Origin of the sequence: Aminobacter carboxidus (genome assembly GCF_014863355.1) — a bacterium.
Taxonomy (GTDB): Bacteria; Pseudomonadota; Alphaproteobacteria; order Rhizobiales; family Rhizobiaceae; genus Aminobacter; species Aminobacter carboxidus.
Map to the genome: position 1 here is coordinate 326,265 of NZ_JACZEP010000001.1, position 14,825 is coordinate 341,089.

Genomic DNA, 14,825 nt, shown 5'->3' on the forward strand with positions numbered 1-14,825 from the left:
ATGGGCAGGCGCTGCTGCCGAATGATTATCCATTGATCGCTGGCACATCGCGGCCGAAAACCGCCCAGCAAACATAAGCATCTGAAAATGAATGGAAACGCCGCAACCTTCCAAACTGGCACGGTTTGTGCATTGCAATAGGCGAGGCCGAGAGGCCAGACATATCGGCGTCCAATGACGGGCGTCCCAGGCAAAGCTGCCGACCAGATGACCGCGATCCCGGATGTACGGACGCGCGACCCTGGTCGGCAGCTTTTTTTGTTTTCGCGATCCAGATCAGCGCGGCGCCTCCCACGCCGCCCAACGGAGCCGACAATGACCGCAACCATCCCAGCCGCGCCCAGCCAGGACAATGCTCCGGCGCGGGCGCTTGCCATCTCCACCCTCGCATTCACCGTCTGCTTCGCCGTGTGGACGATCTTTTCGATCATCGGCGTGCGTATCAAGCAGGAGCTCGGCCTCTCCGAAACCCAGTTCGGGCTGCTGATCGGCACCCCGATCCTGACAGGTTCGCTGGTGCGCATCGTGCTCGGCGTCTGGACCGACCGTTTCGGCGGACGCCTTGTCTACACTGCAACCATGCTGGCTGCGGCCATCGCCACCTTCCTGCTCGCCTTCGCCCAGACCTACACACAGATGCTGATCGCCGCCCTTGGCGTCGGTCTAGCCGGCGGCTCCTTCGCCGTTGGCGTCGCTTATGTCTCGCGCTTCTTCCCGGCGGGCAAACAGGGCACAGCCCTTGGCATCTTCGGCGTCGGCAATGTCGGTGCCGCGGTGACCAAGTTCCTGGCACCCTTCGTCATGCTTGCCGGAGGCTGGCAGGAGGTGGCGCTGATCTGGGCCGCCTGCCTCGGCTTCATGGCCTTCGTCTTCTGGTTCGGCAGCGAAGATGATCCTGTCATCCGCCAGCGCCGCATCCACGGCGGGCAGCCGAAGAGCTTCTGGGCCGAGTTTGCACCGCTCAGGAATGTCCAGGTCTGGCGCTTCGGCCTCTATTACTTCTTCTCTTTCGGCGCCTTCGTCGCGCTGGCGCTGTGGCTGCCGCGCTATCTCATCGGCGTCTACGGCTTCGACATCGCCACCGCCGGCATGATCGGTGCCGCCTATTCGATCCCGGCCAGCATCTTCCGCGCCTATGGCGGCGTGCTGTCCGACCGGGTTGGCGCCCGCACGGTGATGTACTGGACCTTCGGCGTGTCGGCGATCGCCACGCTGGTTCTGTCGCTGCCGACTGCCGACTATGTCGTCCACGGCATCAGCGGGCCGATGTCGTTCCACTTCGAAGTCGGGCCGGTCGCCTTCATGGTCGTCGCCTTCGTGCTTGGCTTCTTCATGAGCCTGGGCAAGGCAGCCGTCTACAAGCACATCCCGGCCTACTATCCCGAAAATGTCGGCGCCGTCGGCGGCCTGGTCGGCATGATCGGCGGGCTCGGCGGCTTCATCCTGCCCATCGCTTTCGGCGCGCTCAACGACCTCACCGGCCTGTGGTCGAGCTGCTTCATGCTGCTGTTTGCCCTCGTCGTCGCCTCGCTGGTCTGGATGCATCTGTCGATCAGAAAGATCTCGCGCGAAGGCGCCGACGAACCGCTGACTTTCGCCACCCAGTGAAACGGACAAGGACCAATGTCATGACCGAGAGACTTGTCATCATCGGCAACGGCATGGCCCCCGGGCGCATGCTGGAGCACCTGCTGGAGGCGGCACCCGACCGCTACCAGGTCACCATCTTCAACGCCGAGCCGCGCGTGAACTACGACCGCATCATGCTGTCGCCGGTCCTGTCGGGCGAGAAGGGTTATGAAGAAATCATCATCCATGGCGACGGCTGGTACATCAAGCACGGCATCATGCTGTACAAGGGCCACAGGATCGTCGCCATCGATCGCGCGGCCAAGACCGTCACGTCAGATCATGGCGTGACCGAGCCTTACGACAAGCTGGTCATAGCCACCGGCTCGGTACCGTTCATCATTCCGGTGCCCGGCAACGACATGGCCGGCGTGCTGAGCTACCGCGACCTCGACGACGTCAACTCCATGCTGCTCGCGGCGCAGTCGCGCGCCAAGGCGGTCGTCATCGGCGGCGGTCTGCTCGGCCTCGAAGCTGCCGCCGGCCTGCAGTCGCGCGGCATGGACGTCACCGTGCTGCACGTCATGTCGACGCTGATGGAGCGCCAACTCGACCCGGCCGCCGGCTACCTCTTGCAGAAGGCTGTCGAGGCGCGCGGCATCAAGGTCATCACTAAGGCCAACACCAAGGCCATCGTCGGTAATGGCAAGGTCGAGGGCGTCGAACTCGCCGACGGCACCATCATTGCGGCAAACCTGGTCGTCATGGCGGTCGGTATCCGGCCGAATGCGGCGATCGCCAGGGATGCCGGTATCGAGACCAATCGCGGCATCGTCGTCGACCACGGCATGAGCACCTCCGATCCAGACGTCATGGCGCTCGGCGAATGCGCCGAAGTCGGCGGCCAGGTCTACGGGCTTGTCGCGCCGCTCTACGAAATGGCCCGTGTTGCCGCCAGCCATCTCGCCGGCGAGGAGGGAGCCAGATTCGTCCACTCCGACACGCCGACAAAGCTCAAGGTCACTGGCATCGATCTCTATTCGCTCGGTGATTTCGCCGACGGTGACGACCGCGAGGAGATCGTGCTGCGCGACGCCGCGGCCGGCATCTACAAGCGCCTGGTTCTCAAGGACAACCGCCTCATCGGTACCGTGCTTTATGGCGAGACTGGCGACGGCGCCTGGTTCAACGATCTCAAAAAGAAGCAGACCGACATCTCGGAGATGCGCGACACGCTGATCTTCGGTCAGGCCTATCAGGGAGGATCGCCGCTGGACCCTATGGCGGCCGTTGCAGCACTGGCGGATGATGCGGAAATCTGCGGCTGCAACGGCGTCTGCAAGGGCAAGATCACCGGCACCATCACCTCCAAGGGATTGACGTCGCTCGACGACGTGCGCGCTCATACCAAAGCCTCCGCCTCCTGCGGCTCGTGCACCGGGCTTGTGGAGCAGCTGATGTCGCTGACCCTCGGCGACAGCTACAACCCCACCGCCGTGCAGCCGATGTGCAAATGCACCGACTTTGGCCACGACGACGTGCGCCGGCTGATCAAGGCCAAGGGGCTGAAGACCATCCCCGAAGTCATGCAGGAGCTGCAGTGGAAGACCTCCTGCGGCTGCGCCAAATGCCGGCCCGCGCTCAACTACTACCTCGTCTGCGACTGGCCCGACGAATATGCCGACGACTACCAGTCGCGCTTTATCAACGAGCGTGTCCACGCCAACATCCAGAAGGACGGCACCTATTCGGTGGTGCCGCGCATGTGGGGCGGGGTGACCAATGCCAACGAACTGCGCGCCATCGCCGACGTCGTCGACAAGTTCGAAATCCCACTGGTGAAGGTCACCGGTGGCCAGCGCATCGACATGCTTGGCATCAGGAAGGAGGACCTTCCTGCGGTCTGGTCCGATCTCGGCAAGGCCGGATTCGTTTCGGGCCATGCCTATGCCAAGGGCCTGCGCACGGTGAAGACCTGCGTCGGCTCGGACTGGTGCCGCTTTGGCACGCAGGATTCGACCGGGCTTGGCATCCGCATCGAAAAGTTCATGTGGGGCTCGTGGACGCCGGCCAAGCTCAAGATGGCGGTGTCGGGCTGCCCGCGCAATTGCGCCGAGGCGACCTGCAAGGACGTTGGCGTGATCTGCGTCGACAGTGGCTTCGAGATCCACTTCGCCGGTGCAGCCGGCCTCGACATCAAGGGTACCGAGGTGCTCGGCCTGGTCAAATCAGAAGACGAGGCGCTCGAGGTCATCATCGCGCTGACGCAGATGTATCGGGAACAGGGCCGCTATCTCGAACGTATCTACAAATGGGCCAAGCGTGTCGGGGTGGCCGAGATCAAGCGCCAGATTCTCGACGATGCCGACAAGCGGACGGCTTACTACGACCGCTTCGTCTTCAGCCAGAAGTTTGCCCAGGTCGACCCATGGTCGGAGCGCGTCTCCGGCAAGGACAAGCACGAGTTCCGGCCGATGGCTTCGGTCGGTTTCGCGGAGGCTGCGGAATGAGCGAGATGGACTGGATCGCGATCGGAACGTTGGACGACATACCCGTGCGCGGCGCGCGCTGCGTGACCACGCCCCAGGGCAAGATTGGCGTGTTCCGTACCGCCGAAGACCAGGTTTTCGCCATCGAGGATCACTGCCCGCACAAGGGCGGGCCGCTGAGCCAGGGCATCGTGCATGGTGCTGCGGTGACATGCCCACTGCACAATTGGGTGTTTTCGCTGGAAACGGGCAGGGCGCAGGGTGCTGACGAAGGTTCGGTCAGAACCATCCCGCTCAAGGTCGAGGAAGGGCGGCTGTTCATCGCCCTCGACGTCCTGGCTTCGAAGGCTGCCTGATCATGACGGATGCACGCGAGGTGAGGACCGCCTGTCCCTATTGCGGGGTGGGTTGCGGCGTGCAGGCGCGGGTCGCTGCGGACGGCACTGTGTCCGTGCGCGGCGACCCCGGCCATCCCGCCAATTCGGGCAAGCTGTGCTCCAAGGGGTCGGCGCTCGGCGAAACGCTCGGCCTTGACGGACGCGTGCTCCATCCCGAGATCGCCGGGCGCCGCGCCGGCTGGGACGCAGCGCTCGATCTGGTGGCCAGGCGGTTCTCCGAGACGATAGCCCGACACGGGCCGGATTCGGTCGCCTTCTACGTCTCGGGGCAACTGCTGACTGAGGACTATTACGTCGCCAACAAGCTGATGAAGGGTTTCATCGGCTCGGCCAACATCGACACCAATTCGCGGCTGTGCATGGCCTCCAGTGTCGCCGGCCACAAGCGCGCCTTCGGCGAAGACATCGTGCCTGGTGTCTACGAGGATTTCGAACAGGCCGACCTCGTCGTGCTGGTTGGTTCCAACACCGCCTGGTGCCACCCGATCCTCTACCAGCGCCTGCTCGCCACCCGGGCCGAACGCGGAACGAAGATCGTGGTCGTCGATCCGCGCCGCACCGCAACGGCAGCGGAATGCGACCTGCACCTGCAGCTCAAGCCGGGAACGGACGTGATGCTGTTCAATGGCCTTGTGGCGCATCTCGCGCGCTGCGGCGCCGTTGATTCAGCCTATGTCGCCGCGCATACGACCGGCTTCGACGCGGCGCTCAGCCTTGCTGCAGCTGATGCACCCTCTCTGAAGCGGGTCGCTGAAACCTGCGATCTCGACGCTGCCGACATTGCCGCCTTCTACGACTGGTTCGCGGCGACGGAACGAACCGTCACCGTCTACAGCCAGGGCGTCAACCAGTCGGCCCACGGCACCGACAAGGTCAACGCCATCATCAACTGCCATCTTGCGACGGGACGCATCGGCAGGCCGGGCATGGGGCCGTTTTCGGTCACCGGTCAGCCCAACGCCATGGGTGGCAGGGAGGTCGGCGGCCTTGCCAACCAGCTTGCCGCGCATATGGGTTTCGACGATCCGTCGGCCCCGGACCGGGTTGGCCGCTTCTGGCATGCGCCTGATATCGCCCGTAGGCCGGGCCTCAAGGCCGTCGACATGTTCGAGGCGGCAAGCGACGGGCGCATCAAGGCGCTCTGGGTCATGGGCACCAACCCCGCCGTCAGCATGCCGGATGCCGGCAAGGTGCGCGCGGCCTTGAAGGCGTGCGACTTCGTGGTGGTGTCGGATGTCACCCGTACCGACACCAGCCATTTCGCCGACGTGCTGCTGCCTGCCGCGGCCTGGGGCGAAAAGGACGGCACCGTCACCAATTCCGAGCGCCTGATATCGCGCCAGAAATCGTTCCTGCCATTGCCGGGGGAGGTCCGTCCCGACTGGTGGATCGTATCAGAGGCCGCCCGGCGCATGGGTTTCGCCGAGGCCTTCGACTACGCTGAACCGGCCGCGATCTTTCGCGAGCATGCCGCGCTTTCGGCTTTCGAAAACGAGGGCGCGCGCCTGTTCGACATCGGCGGCCTCACCGACCTTACCGACGCCGAATACGATGCCCTTGCGCCACTGCACTGGCCGTTTCCCGCAGGCGCTACGGGCCGTACTCAGCGGTTGCTGGGTGACGGCAGGTTTCCCACTGCCGACGGCCGCGCCCGCTTCTTGCCGGTCCGCCAGGAAGGCGCTGCACTACCGGTCGATGCGGCCTATCCGCTTGTGCTCAACACGGGACGGTTGCGTGACCAGTGGCACACCATGACCCGTACGGGACGTGTGCCAAGGCTGATGGCCAACGCGCCCGAGCCGGCGGTCGAGCTGAACCCCGTCGATGCAGCCGCACTCGGGATCGCCGACGGCGACCTGGTCCGCATCGAAAGCCGCTATGGCGGCGCTCGCGCCAAGGCTGCCGCCAGCCCCGGCCAGCGGCGCGGCGAGGCCTTCCTGCCGATGCATTGGAGCGGGCGCTTTGCCGCCAATTCGGCAGCCGGGTCTCTGTCGGCGCCGATCACCGATCCCTTCTCCGGACAGCCGGAACTCAAGCATGTCCCTGTGCGGATCTCGCGCGAGCCTGTCTTATGGGCCGGTGTGTTGATGACGCGCCGCGACATCAGGCCGACTGGCTTCGTCCATTGGAGCCGCGCCGCCGTTGCCGGCGGATGGGTCTACGAACTGTCCGGCACCGAGCCGCCCGAACAGGGCTTCCTGCTCGCCCGCCGCCTGGTCGACGTGGTGCCCGCCGACCAGTTGCTCGAATACACCGACCGCCGGACCTCGACCTTCCGTGCCGCGGCTACCGACAGCGAGGGCAAGCTCGCCGAGGCGCTATTGGTTGCGCCGCGCGGCCTGCTGCCCGAGCGCGACTGGCTGCTGTCGCTGCTCGCCACGGGTGAGCCGCTGTCGCCGCTCGACCGCCGCGCGCTGCTGTCGGGGCGTGCGCCGACGCCGGTGCCTTCGGTCGGCCGCATCGTCTGTTCGTGCTTCAGTGTCGGGGTGAATCAGCTTGCTGCGGCGATCTCGGCCGGCAACGCCAGCCTCGACGAGATAGGCGTGGTGTTGAAGGCCGGCACCAACTGCGGCTCCTGCCGCTCGGAGATCAGGGCGATGCTCGAGGCGTCACGCCTTGTGGCGGCGGAGTGAGCCCGGCCGCAGAAATGGACGTGCCGATCCCTGTTACCGTACCTTGAGCGCCGCCACCGCTGCTTCGCTGCGGTGGATGTGGTCGTTGGCGTCGTCCTCGCGCTGGACGAGCAGGATGAACAACAGATCGGTGAGCGCAAGTTGCGCGTCGCGGGCGGTGATCGACGACGAGCGGACGTTGTCTTCGTCGCTGACGGAATGAAGCACGATATCCGAAATGGCGCTCAAGGGATTGTCCCTGAGCGAGGAGATGACAACGACTGTTGCGCCACGCTGCTTGGCGAGTTCGGCGATGCGGACGGTCTCTATGCTCGTGCCCGAATGCGAGAATGCGAGCATCACGTCCCGCGTCCCCAGCGACGCGGCGCTGGCCAACTGAACATGGCTGTCGCTGTCATGCAGCACGTTGCGGCCGAGCTTCATCAGCTTGATGGCGAAGTCACGGGCGACGAGCGATGAAGCGCTGACGCCGGCGAGGTGGATGCGCTCGGCCCGGTCGAGCAGGTCGAGAACCCGCTCCATGGTCTGCTCGCTGTTGACCGACATCGTCTGCTGCATGGCCGCAAGCTTGCCGGCCACCAGCTTCTGCTGCACGGCGACATAGCCGTCGGCACGGTCGATGCTGCCGTGGACCATGCCGGGCGGCGCCTGCCATTGTTGGGCTTTGGCCTCGCTGACCGCGAGCTTCAGCTGCTGGTAGCTCGGATAGCCGAGCTTCTGCGCGAACTTGACCACGCTGGACTGGCTGCGGCCGGTCTGTTCGCCAAGCGCCACCGACGACAGGCGCAGCATTTCATCCGGATTGTCGACGATGAACTGGCCGATCTGTCGATCTGCCGGAGCCATGGTGTCGAGCGTCGCAATGATTTTCGTGAGAACCGACATGAAGCTCCTCGGGGCCCTTCATCATGCTGAAATCAGGGAATAGAATATTCCAATCCAGGTTGACAGGGAAGAATAATCCGATCAACTCTCTTGTCAGTTCGGCCGTTTCGACCGGCTGCTGAACGGGTTCTTGAACATGGACAAATTGCGCATTGTCGGCGGGCAGAGGCTCCAGGGTGCGGTCGCCATATCAGGCGCCAAGAATGCCGCCCTGCCGCAAATTGCTGCATCGCTGCTGAGCCCTGAACCTCTTGAACTGACCAACTTGCCTGCGGTCAGCGACGTCGAGAACATGCTCGGTGTCATTGCCCAGCATGGAGCGGAGATCAGCCGCCAGGGCCGATCCGTGCGTGTCGACGCAAGTAAAGCCTCTTCGCGGGAAACCAGCTACGACACGGTACGCAAGATGCGCGCAACTGTGCTGGTGCTGGGGCCACTGCTCGCCCGCTTCGGCAAGGCGCAGGTATCTCTGCCCGGCGGCTGCGCCATCGGCGCGCGGCCTGTCGATATGCACATCAAGGCACTCGGACAGTTGGGCGCCGACATCGGCATCCAGGGCGGCTCGATCGTTGCTTCCGCGCCTGGCGGTCTGACGGGAACGCGCATCGTGCTCGGCTCGCCTTCCGTCGGTGCGACCGAAACTGCGATGATGGCGGCCACCGCGGCAAAGGGCGAGACCGAGATCGTCAACGCCGCCCGCGAGCCCGAGGTGATGGACCTCGCCGCCTGCCTTAGTGCCATGGGCGCAAATATCGAAGGGGCGGGGACGCACCGCATTCTCGTCCAGGGCGATACCTTTTGGCGCGCGGCCGCGCACCATACGATTCCCGACCGCATCGAGGCCGGAACCTATGCGATTGCGGCAGCGATATCAGGCGGCCAGCTCGAACTGACCAACGCGCGGCTCGAGCACATGGCGTCCGTCGTTCAGGTACTGGAAGCGGCGGGAGTCAGCGTCTGGCCGGGAGACCGGGGGCTTATCGTCTCGCGCGACGGCCCGTTGACGCCGGTCGACATTACGACGGAACCCTATCCCGGATTTCCGACCGATCTGCAGGCGCAATTCATGGCATTGATGTGCTGTGCGCCGGGCGCGTCGCTGCTGCGCGAGACGGTGTTCGAGAACCGCTTCATGCATGTACCGGAGCTCGTTCGCCTCGGCGCCAACATCACGCTTCAAGGCACGTCCGCACTGGTGCGCGGCGGCACGCCGCTGCGTGGGGCGCAGGTCATGGCCACCGACCTGCGCGCCTCGGTGTCGCTGGTGCTTGCAGCACTGGTCGCCGAGGGTGAGAGCATCGTCAATCGCGTCTACCATCTCGATCGGGGTTACGAGAGCCTCGACCGCAAGCTCCGAATGTGCGGGGCGACCATCGAGCGGCTACCCGGATGAGCTCCGCCACGGTCTCCCAATTCTATCTCGGCGTCGATGGCGGCGGCACGGGCTGCCGTGCCCGCATCGTCGATGAAGCCGGCGATGTGCTCGGCCAGGGCCTTTCCGGTCCCGCGACCACGAGGCTGGGCATCGACGTTGCCTGGGCGTCGATTGCCCGCGCCTATGGCGCGGCCGTCGAAGAGGCTGGCTTTGGCGCTACCGAACTGGCACGCACCTTCGCTGGCATCGGTCTTGCCGGGATCGGCCGCAAGGGCGCGCTGGAGGCACTCCAGGCAATCGCGCACCCCTTCGCCGCCATCGGCTTCACCAGCGACGGCATGGGCGCCTGCCTAGGTGCTCATTCGGGCAAGGACGGCGCCATCGTCATTGCCGGCACCGGCTCGATCGGACTGGGCTTCGTCGAGGGGCGGGACCTCAGGGTCGGCGGCTACGGCTTTCCCATTTCGGATGAAGGCAGTGGCGCCGATCTCGGCCTGAAGGCGGTGCAGCTTGCGCTGCGCGCCAACGATGGCCGCCATGATCGCTCCGCTCTGCTCAGCGAGGTCATGCAGCGTTTCCACAACGAACCGATGGAAGCGGTGGCCTGGATGGACCGGGCAACCGCCACCGACTACGCCGCGCTGGCACCGACCGTCATGCGCCATGCCGACCAGGGCGACGCCGCTGGACGCCGCATCGTGCAATCGGCGGCCGAGCAGATCGACACCATTGTGCGTACTTTGTTCGACAAGGGCGCGCCGCGCGTGACCCTGCTCGGTGGCCTGGCAAGCCCGCTGGAGCCCTGGCTTGCGCCCGACGTTCGCCGCCGCCTCAAGCCGGCTGATGGTGACGCCGTTTCCGGCGCGATCATCCTCGCCAGGCGGCTCGACCTGTCGAATATCTCAAAGGAATAATCCATTCCAAATCTTGTTGACAGTAGGAATATTGCATTCTAGAAAGTTAATGAAGGCTCAGGAGAACCGGCTCCACGAGGCTCTTGCGTTTTGAGAACCGGGCAGGTGGCGACAAGTGTCAGAACAAGCCTTGATTTCGGAGCTGGGGCGATTGGTGTCCGAAGAGCGGAACCCGCGGACCATGGATATCGACCTGTTGCCGACGATCGACGTCCTCAGGAAGATCAACGACGAAGACAAGCTTGTCGCGCACGCGGTCGAGAAGGTGATCCCCGAGATTGCCGCCACCGTCGATCGCATCACCGTTGCCTTTCGGCAAGGCGGGCGCCTGATCTACATGGGGGCGGGCACCAGCGGCCGGATTGGCGTGCTTGACGCTTCCGAATGCCCCCCGACATTCCGCGTGCCGCCGACAATGGTCGTCGGCCTCATCGCTGGCGGCTACAGCGCGCTGCTGAAGGCAACGGAAGGCGCGGAGGACAGCCAGTCCAAGGGTGCCGAGGCACTGGCCGAAATCGACCTGACGGCCAAGGACGTCGTCGTCGGCATCGCCGCGAGCGGGCGCACGCCCTACGTCATTGGTGGCCTCAACTACGCCAGGAAGATCGGTGCGACCGCGGTGGCACTGTCGTGCAATCCCCAGTCGTCGATCGCCGCCATTGCCGACATTGCGATTTCGCCCGTTGTCGGTCCCGAAGCGCTGACCGGTTCGACCCGCATGAAGTCAGGCACGGCCGAAAAGCTGGTCCTCAATATGCTGACCACAGCCAGCATGATCGGCATCGGCAAGAGCTACGAGAACCTGATGGTCGACCTGAAGGCGTCGAACAAGAAGCTCGTGGCAAGGGCTGCGCGCATCGTCATGCAGGCCGCCGAATGCACGCTGGAGGAAGCGCAGGCAGCGCTTGCCCAGACCGATAACGACGTGAAGCTGGCAATCCTCATCGTTTTGACGGGGATGAACCTCGCAGATGCTCAGTTTGCACTGGAAGGGTCGAAAGGCTTCTTGCGAAAAGCGATCCAGGACGCGAGGCCCGCGTCGATGTGATGCTGGGCGGCCACGATGCCGCTCAGGGAGATGAGATAACGGGAGGATGAAAATGACCAGCAAGTTCAAATATTTCCTTGGGGCAACGACGGCTGTGATGATCGGCCTGTCGGCGGTTGCCGGCCATGCCGACGCGGCGACGCTACGCATGGCCTGGGCGCAGGACGCCACCGGGCTCGATCCGCACAAGCAGACGGCGTTCTCGTCGCTGCGCCTGCTCGAGCTGATCTATGAGCCGCTCGTGCGCCTCGACGCCGACCTCAAGATCATTCCGGGCGTCGCCACCGCGTGGGAGTTCTCCACCGACGGCAAGCAACTGACCTTCAAGCTCGACCCCAAGGCCAAGTTCCAGAACGGTGCCGCCGTGACTTCCGCCGACGTCAAGGCATCGTTCGAGCGCATCCTCGACGAGAAGACCGGTGCCGCCAACCGCGCTAACTATCTCTCCATCGAGAGTATCGAGGCGCCCGATGCCGGTACCGTCGTGTTCAAGCTGAAGCAGCCCGACGCGCCGATCCTGACCGCCATGACCGACACCAATTCGTCGATCGTCCCGGCAAGCGAGATCGCCGCCGGCACAATCGGCACCCAGGCGGTCGGCTCAGGTCCGTTCAAGCTCGAGAAGTGGGACCCCAACTCCAAGGCCGCGCTCGTCGCCAACAAGGACTGGGCCGGTGGCGCGACTGGTGTTGACGGCATCGAGATCAGCGTGCTGCCTGACGAAACCGCGATCCTGGCTGCCATGCGCACCGGGCAGATCGATTTCGCGCTGCTCAACGATCCGCTGATCGCGACACTGGTGCCCAACGAGCCCAAGCTCCAGCTCAACCGCGCGCCTCTGCTCGCCTATCACGTGCTTCAGCTCAACCCGGCGCGCAAGCCGATGAACGAGCTTGCCGTGCGTCAGGCCATCTCCTGCGCCGTCGACCGCAAGGCGGTACTCGACACGGCATCCCTCGGCGAAGGCCAGGTGACCGGGCCGATTACCGCACCGTTCTTCGCTTCCGATCCGAATTCGCTGTTCTGCTACAAGCAGGATGTCGAGAAGGCCAAGAAGCTTATGGCCGATGCCGGTTTTGCCGATGGCTTCAGCGCCACCGTGATCGCTGCCACCGGCGAGCCGCCGACGGCTGCCGCCGAAGCCCAGGTGCTGCAGTCGCAACTGGCCGAGATCGGCGTCAAGCTCGACATCAAGATGATGGAGCTCAACGTCTATGTCGACACCTGGCTGAAGGGCGACTTCGACATGGCGGTGGCGCTGAATGGCGGCCGTCCCGACCCCTACACCATGTACAACCGCTACTGGACCAAGAACGGCAACCTGCAGAAGGTTTCCAACTTCGCCGACGATACGCTCGACAAGCTGCTTCAGGACGGCCGCGCCGAGACCGATCCGGAAAAGCGCAAGGTAATCTTCGCTGAGTTCGACAAGCAACTCGCCGAAAAAGCGCCGTGGATCTGGCTCTACACCGGCTATGGCTACACCGCCCAGCAAAAGAACGTGCAGGGTTTCGTGCCGATGCCGACCGGCTCGCTGGTCAGTCTCGGCAAGGTCACCATCCAGTAGCAACTGCGTTTTGGGCGGCGGGCATCTCCCTGTCGCCGCCCGAAGGCGGTCGCCGTTGAGCCGATGGCGACCGCCCTTGAATCCGCGACCGGCCTTTGCCGGTCCAGCCCGGGAACCGCAACGGCTCCCCAACTCCAGATGGTCCTTACGCCATGAGTTACGTGATACGTCGCCTGCGGGCCTTTCCCCTGGTGCTGATCGGCGTCTCGATCATCGTCTTCATCGCCATTCGGCTGGTGCCGGGCGATTCCATCACCGCTATGCTGGGAACCGAGGCCGGACTTCTGACGCCGCAGCAGCGGGATTCGCTGGCCATCTATTTCGGCATCGACCAACCCTGGCCGGTCCAGTACTGGCGCTGGTTCACCGGCCTGTTCAGCGGCGACCTCGGCATATCGGTGACCTACGGCAAGCCGGTGCTGTCAGTCATCCTCGAACGCTTTCCGCTGACGCTTGAACTGGCACTTCTGGCCATGCTGATCGCGCTGTCGATCGGCGTTCCGGCCGGCATCTTCGCCGCCACCCGCAACGAGCGTCCCGCCGATCTCGGCGTTCGCATCGCCGCCATGATCGGCCAGTCGACGCCGAGCTTCGTCGTCGGCCTCGTCATCATCTACATCTTGTCGGCCGGCTTCGGCGTGCTGCCCACCATGGGGGCGTTCACCCCGTTCTGGCAGGATCCGTTGCAGAATCTCGGCCAGATGATCCTGCCGGCTATCACGCTCGGCTGTGCCTTCGCCTCTTCGGTCACCCGCGTCACCCGCTCGGCCATGCTCGACGTTTTGAGCGACGACTATGTGCGCACGGCACGCTCCAAGGGTGCGTCCGAGCGCAGCGTGGTCTGGCGTCACGCCTTGCCCAATGCGCTTGTACCCGTGGTCACGCTGAGCGGCATCGAGTTCGGCTACTTGCTCGGCGGCGCCGTCATCGTCGAACAGATCTACGCCTTGCCTGGCCTCGGCCGCATGGTGCTGGAAGCCATCCTGCAGCGCGACTACGCGCTGGTGCAGGGCGCGGTGCTGTTCATTGCCCTCAACTTCATGATCGTCAATCTGCTCGTCGACCTCGCTTATGCCGCGCTCGACCCCCGTATTCGCCTGGAGGGCCGTTGATGCGCGTCGTGAAGGCCATTTTTTCGCATCCGAGCGGCCGCATCGGCGGCGCCATCGTGCTGGTCTATCTGCTCGTCGCCTTGCTGGGCGCGGTGGGCCTTACCCCGCACGACCCGCTGATGCAGTACCGCATCGACCGCCTGCATGCGCCGACGTCCTCCTACTGGATGGGCACCGACTTGTTCGGCCGCGACGTGATGAGCCGTCTGATGAAGGGCATCGGCCAGTCCTTCACCGTGGCGTTCTTCTCCGTCGCGCTCGCCACGCTCGCCGGCACGGTGCTCGGGCTCACGGCCGCCTGGTACGGCAAGGGCTGGGATACGGTGATGATGCGCTTCATGGACGTGCTGCTGGCATTCCCGGCGATCCTGCTGGCGCTGCTGATCGTGACCATCGTCGGCCCCGGCACCTGGACCAGCGTGGCGGCCATCAGCATCGTCTACACGCCGATCTTCACACGCGTGGTGCGCGGACCCGCGCTGTCGCTGAAGTCGCGCGATTTCGTCGACGCCGCCCGCACCTTCGGCTCGAGCCGTTCCTACATCCTGACCCGCCACCTGCTGCTCAATCTGGTGGCGCCGCTGACCGTCCAGGTCACGCTGGCGCTGGCCTGGGCGCTGCTGACCGAGGCCGGCTTGAGCTTCCTCGGCCTCGGCACCCAGCCGCCGGCGTCGTCGCTTGGCTTGATGCTGAGCGACGCCCGCAACCTGATGGAGCAGGCGCCATGGCTGCTGGCCTTCCCGGCCGTCGCCATCATGTTTTCGATCCTCGGCTTCAACCTTCTCGGCGATGCGCTGCGCGACATCCTCGACCCCAAGACGAGGAGGGCGTGACG

Annotated in this window: 11 protein-coding genes; 10 read left to right on the forward strand and 1 reads right to left on the reverse strand. The window is 64.7% G+C overall.

The features are described 5' to 3' along the window. Positions 1-315: 315 nt before the first annotated feature. The 4 genes from IHE39_RS01580 to IHE39_RS01595 are packed head-to-tail and all read left to right on the forward strand — an operon-like array spanning position 316 to position 7,089. On the forward strand, positions 316-1,608 hold the full coding sequence (locus IHE39_RS01580) for an MFS transporter (RefSeq protein ID WP_192565292.1): 1,293 nt from the start codon (positions 316-318) through the stop codon (positions 1,606-1,608). Positions 1,609-1,628: 20 nt separating this feature from the next. Beyond that, entirely contained in the window at positions 1,629-4,079 is a 2,451-nt protein-coding gene (gene nirB / locus IHE39_RS01585; RefSeq protein ID WP_192565293.1) for a nitrite reductase large subunit NirB, read from the forward strand. A gap of 5 nt (positions 4,080-4,084) precedes the next feature. Continuing rightward, positions 4,085-4,414, forward strand: a complete 330-nt coding sequence (gene nirD / locus IHE39_RS01590; protein WP_184769543.1) for a nitrite reductase small subunit NirD — start codon at positions 4,085-4,087, stop codon at positions 4,412-4,414. A gap of 2 nt (positions 4,415-4,416) precedes the next feature. Next, positions 4,417-7,089 (forward strand): nitrate reductase, encoded by a 2,673-nt coding sequence (locus IHE39_RS01595; protein WP_192565294.1) that lies wholly within the window; start codon positions 4,417-4,419, stop codon positions 7,087-7,089. A 33-nt stretch (positions 7,090-7,122) separates the two neighbouring features. On the opposite strand, the gene IHE39_RS01600 is transcribed toward IHE39_RS01595, so the two are convergent. Beyond that, positions 7,123-7,974, reverse strand: a complete 852-nt coding sequence (locus IHE39_RS01600; protein ID WP_192565295.1) for a MurR/RpiR family transcriptional regulator — start codon at positions 7,972-7,974, stop codon at positions 7,123-7,125. Between the two features lie 136 nt (positions 7,975-8,110). Between IHE39_RS01600 and murA the strand changes: the two genes are divergently transcribed. The 6 genes from murA to IHE39_RS01630 all read left to right on the forward strand — a co-directional run bounded on the left by murA (position 8,111) and on the right by IHE39_RS01630 (position 14,823). Further along, positions 8,111-9,367: a UDP-N-acetylglucosamine 1-carboxyvinyltransferase gene (gene murA, locus IHE39_RS01605; protein WP_184769384.1), complete on the forward strand. Its 1,257-nt coding sequence runs from the start codon at positions 8,111-8,113 to the stop codon at positions 9,365-9,367. Continuing rightward, complete coding sequence (locus IHE39_RS01610) at positions 9,364-10,263, forward strand: glucosamine kinase nucleotide-binding domain-containing protein (RefSeq protein ID WP_184769383.1); 900 nt, start codon at positions 9,364-9,366, stop codon at positions 10,261-10,263. The genes murA and IHE39_RS01610 overlap by 4 nt, the downstream gene beginning before the upstream one ends. 115 nt (positions 10,264-10,378) lie before the next feature. After that, on the forward strand, positions 10,379-11,311 hold the full coding sequence (murQ, locus tag IHE39_RS01615) for an N-acetylmuramic acid 6-phosphate etherase (protein WP_192565296.1): 933 nt from the start codon (positions 10,379-10,381) through the stop codon (positions 11,309-11,311). Positions 11,312-11,363: 52 nt separating this feature from the next. Further along, positions 11,364-12,878 (forward strand): ABC transporter substrate-binding protein, encoded by a 1,515-nt coding sequence (locus IHE39_RS01620; protein ID WP_184769381.1) that lies wholly within the window; start codon positions 11,364-11,366, stop codon positions 12,876-12,878. Between the two features lie 152 nt (positions 12,879-13,030). Continuing rightward, positions 13,031-13,990 carry an ABC transporter permease gene (locus tag IHE39_RS01625; protein ID WP_067964503.1) on the forward strand — a complete coding sequence of 320 codons (960 nt, stop codon included), beginning with the start codon at positions 13,031-13,033 and terminating at the stop codon, positions 13,988-13,990. Next, positions 13,990-14,823 carry an ABC transporter permease gene (locus IHE39_RS01630; protein ID WP_192565297.1) on the forward strand — a complete coding sequence of 278 codons (834 nt, stop codon included), beginning with the start codon at positions 13,990-13,992 and terminating at the stop codon, positions 14,821-14,823. Before IHE39_RS01625 ends, IHE39_RS01630 begins: the two co-directional genes overlap by 1 nt. Positions 14,824-14,825: the final 2 nt, after the last annotated feature.

Bases quoted from the DNA above. Each gene is read 5' to 3' on its own strand.
- IHE39_RS01595 (WP_192565294.1), top strand. From the start codon at position 4,417: ATGACGGATGCACGCGAGGTGAGGACCGCCTGTCCCTATTGCGGGGTG.
- IHE39_RS01630 (WP_192565297.1), top strand. From the start codon at position 13,990: ATGCGCGTCGTGAAGGCCATTTTTTCGCATCCGAGCGGCCGCATCGGC.
- nirB (WP_192565293.1), top strand. From the start codon at position 1,629: ATGACCGAGAGACTTGTCATCATCGGCAACGGCATGGCCCCCGGGCGC.
- murA (WP_184769384.1), top strand. From the start codon at position 8,111: ATGGACAAATTGCGCATTGTCGGCGGGCAGAGGCTCCAGGGTGCGGTC.
- IHE39_RS01625 (WP_067964503.1), top strand. From the start codon at position 13,031: ATGAGTTACGTGATACGTCGCCTGCGGGCCTTTCCCCTGGTGCTGATC.
- IHE39_RS01580 (WP_192565292.1), top strand. From the start codon at position 316: ATGACCGCAACCATCCCAGCCGCGCCCAGCCAGGACAATGCTCCGGCG.
- nirD (WP_184769543.1), top strand. From the start codon at position 4,085: ATGGACTGGATCGCGATCGGAACGTTGGACGACATACCCGTGCGCGGC.
- IHE39_RS01610 (WP_184769383.1), top strand. From the start codon at position 9,364: ATGAGCTCCGCCACGGTCTCCCAATTCTATCTCGGCGTCGATGGCGGC.
- IHE39_RS01620 (WP_184769381.1), top strand. From the start codon at position 11,364: ATGACCAGCAAGTTCAAATATTTCCTTGGGGCAACGACGGCTGTGATG.
- IHE39_RS01600 (WP_192565295.1), bottom strand. From the start codon at position 7,974: ATGTCGGTTCTCACGAAAATCATTGCGACGCTCGACACCATGGCTCCG.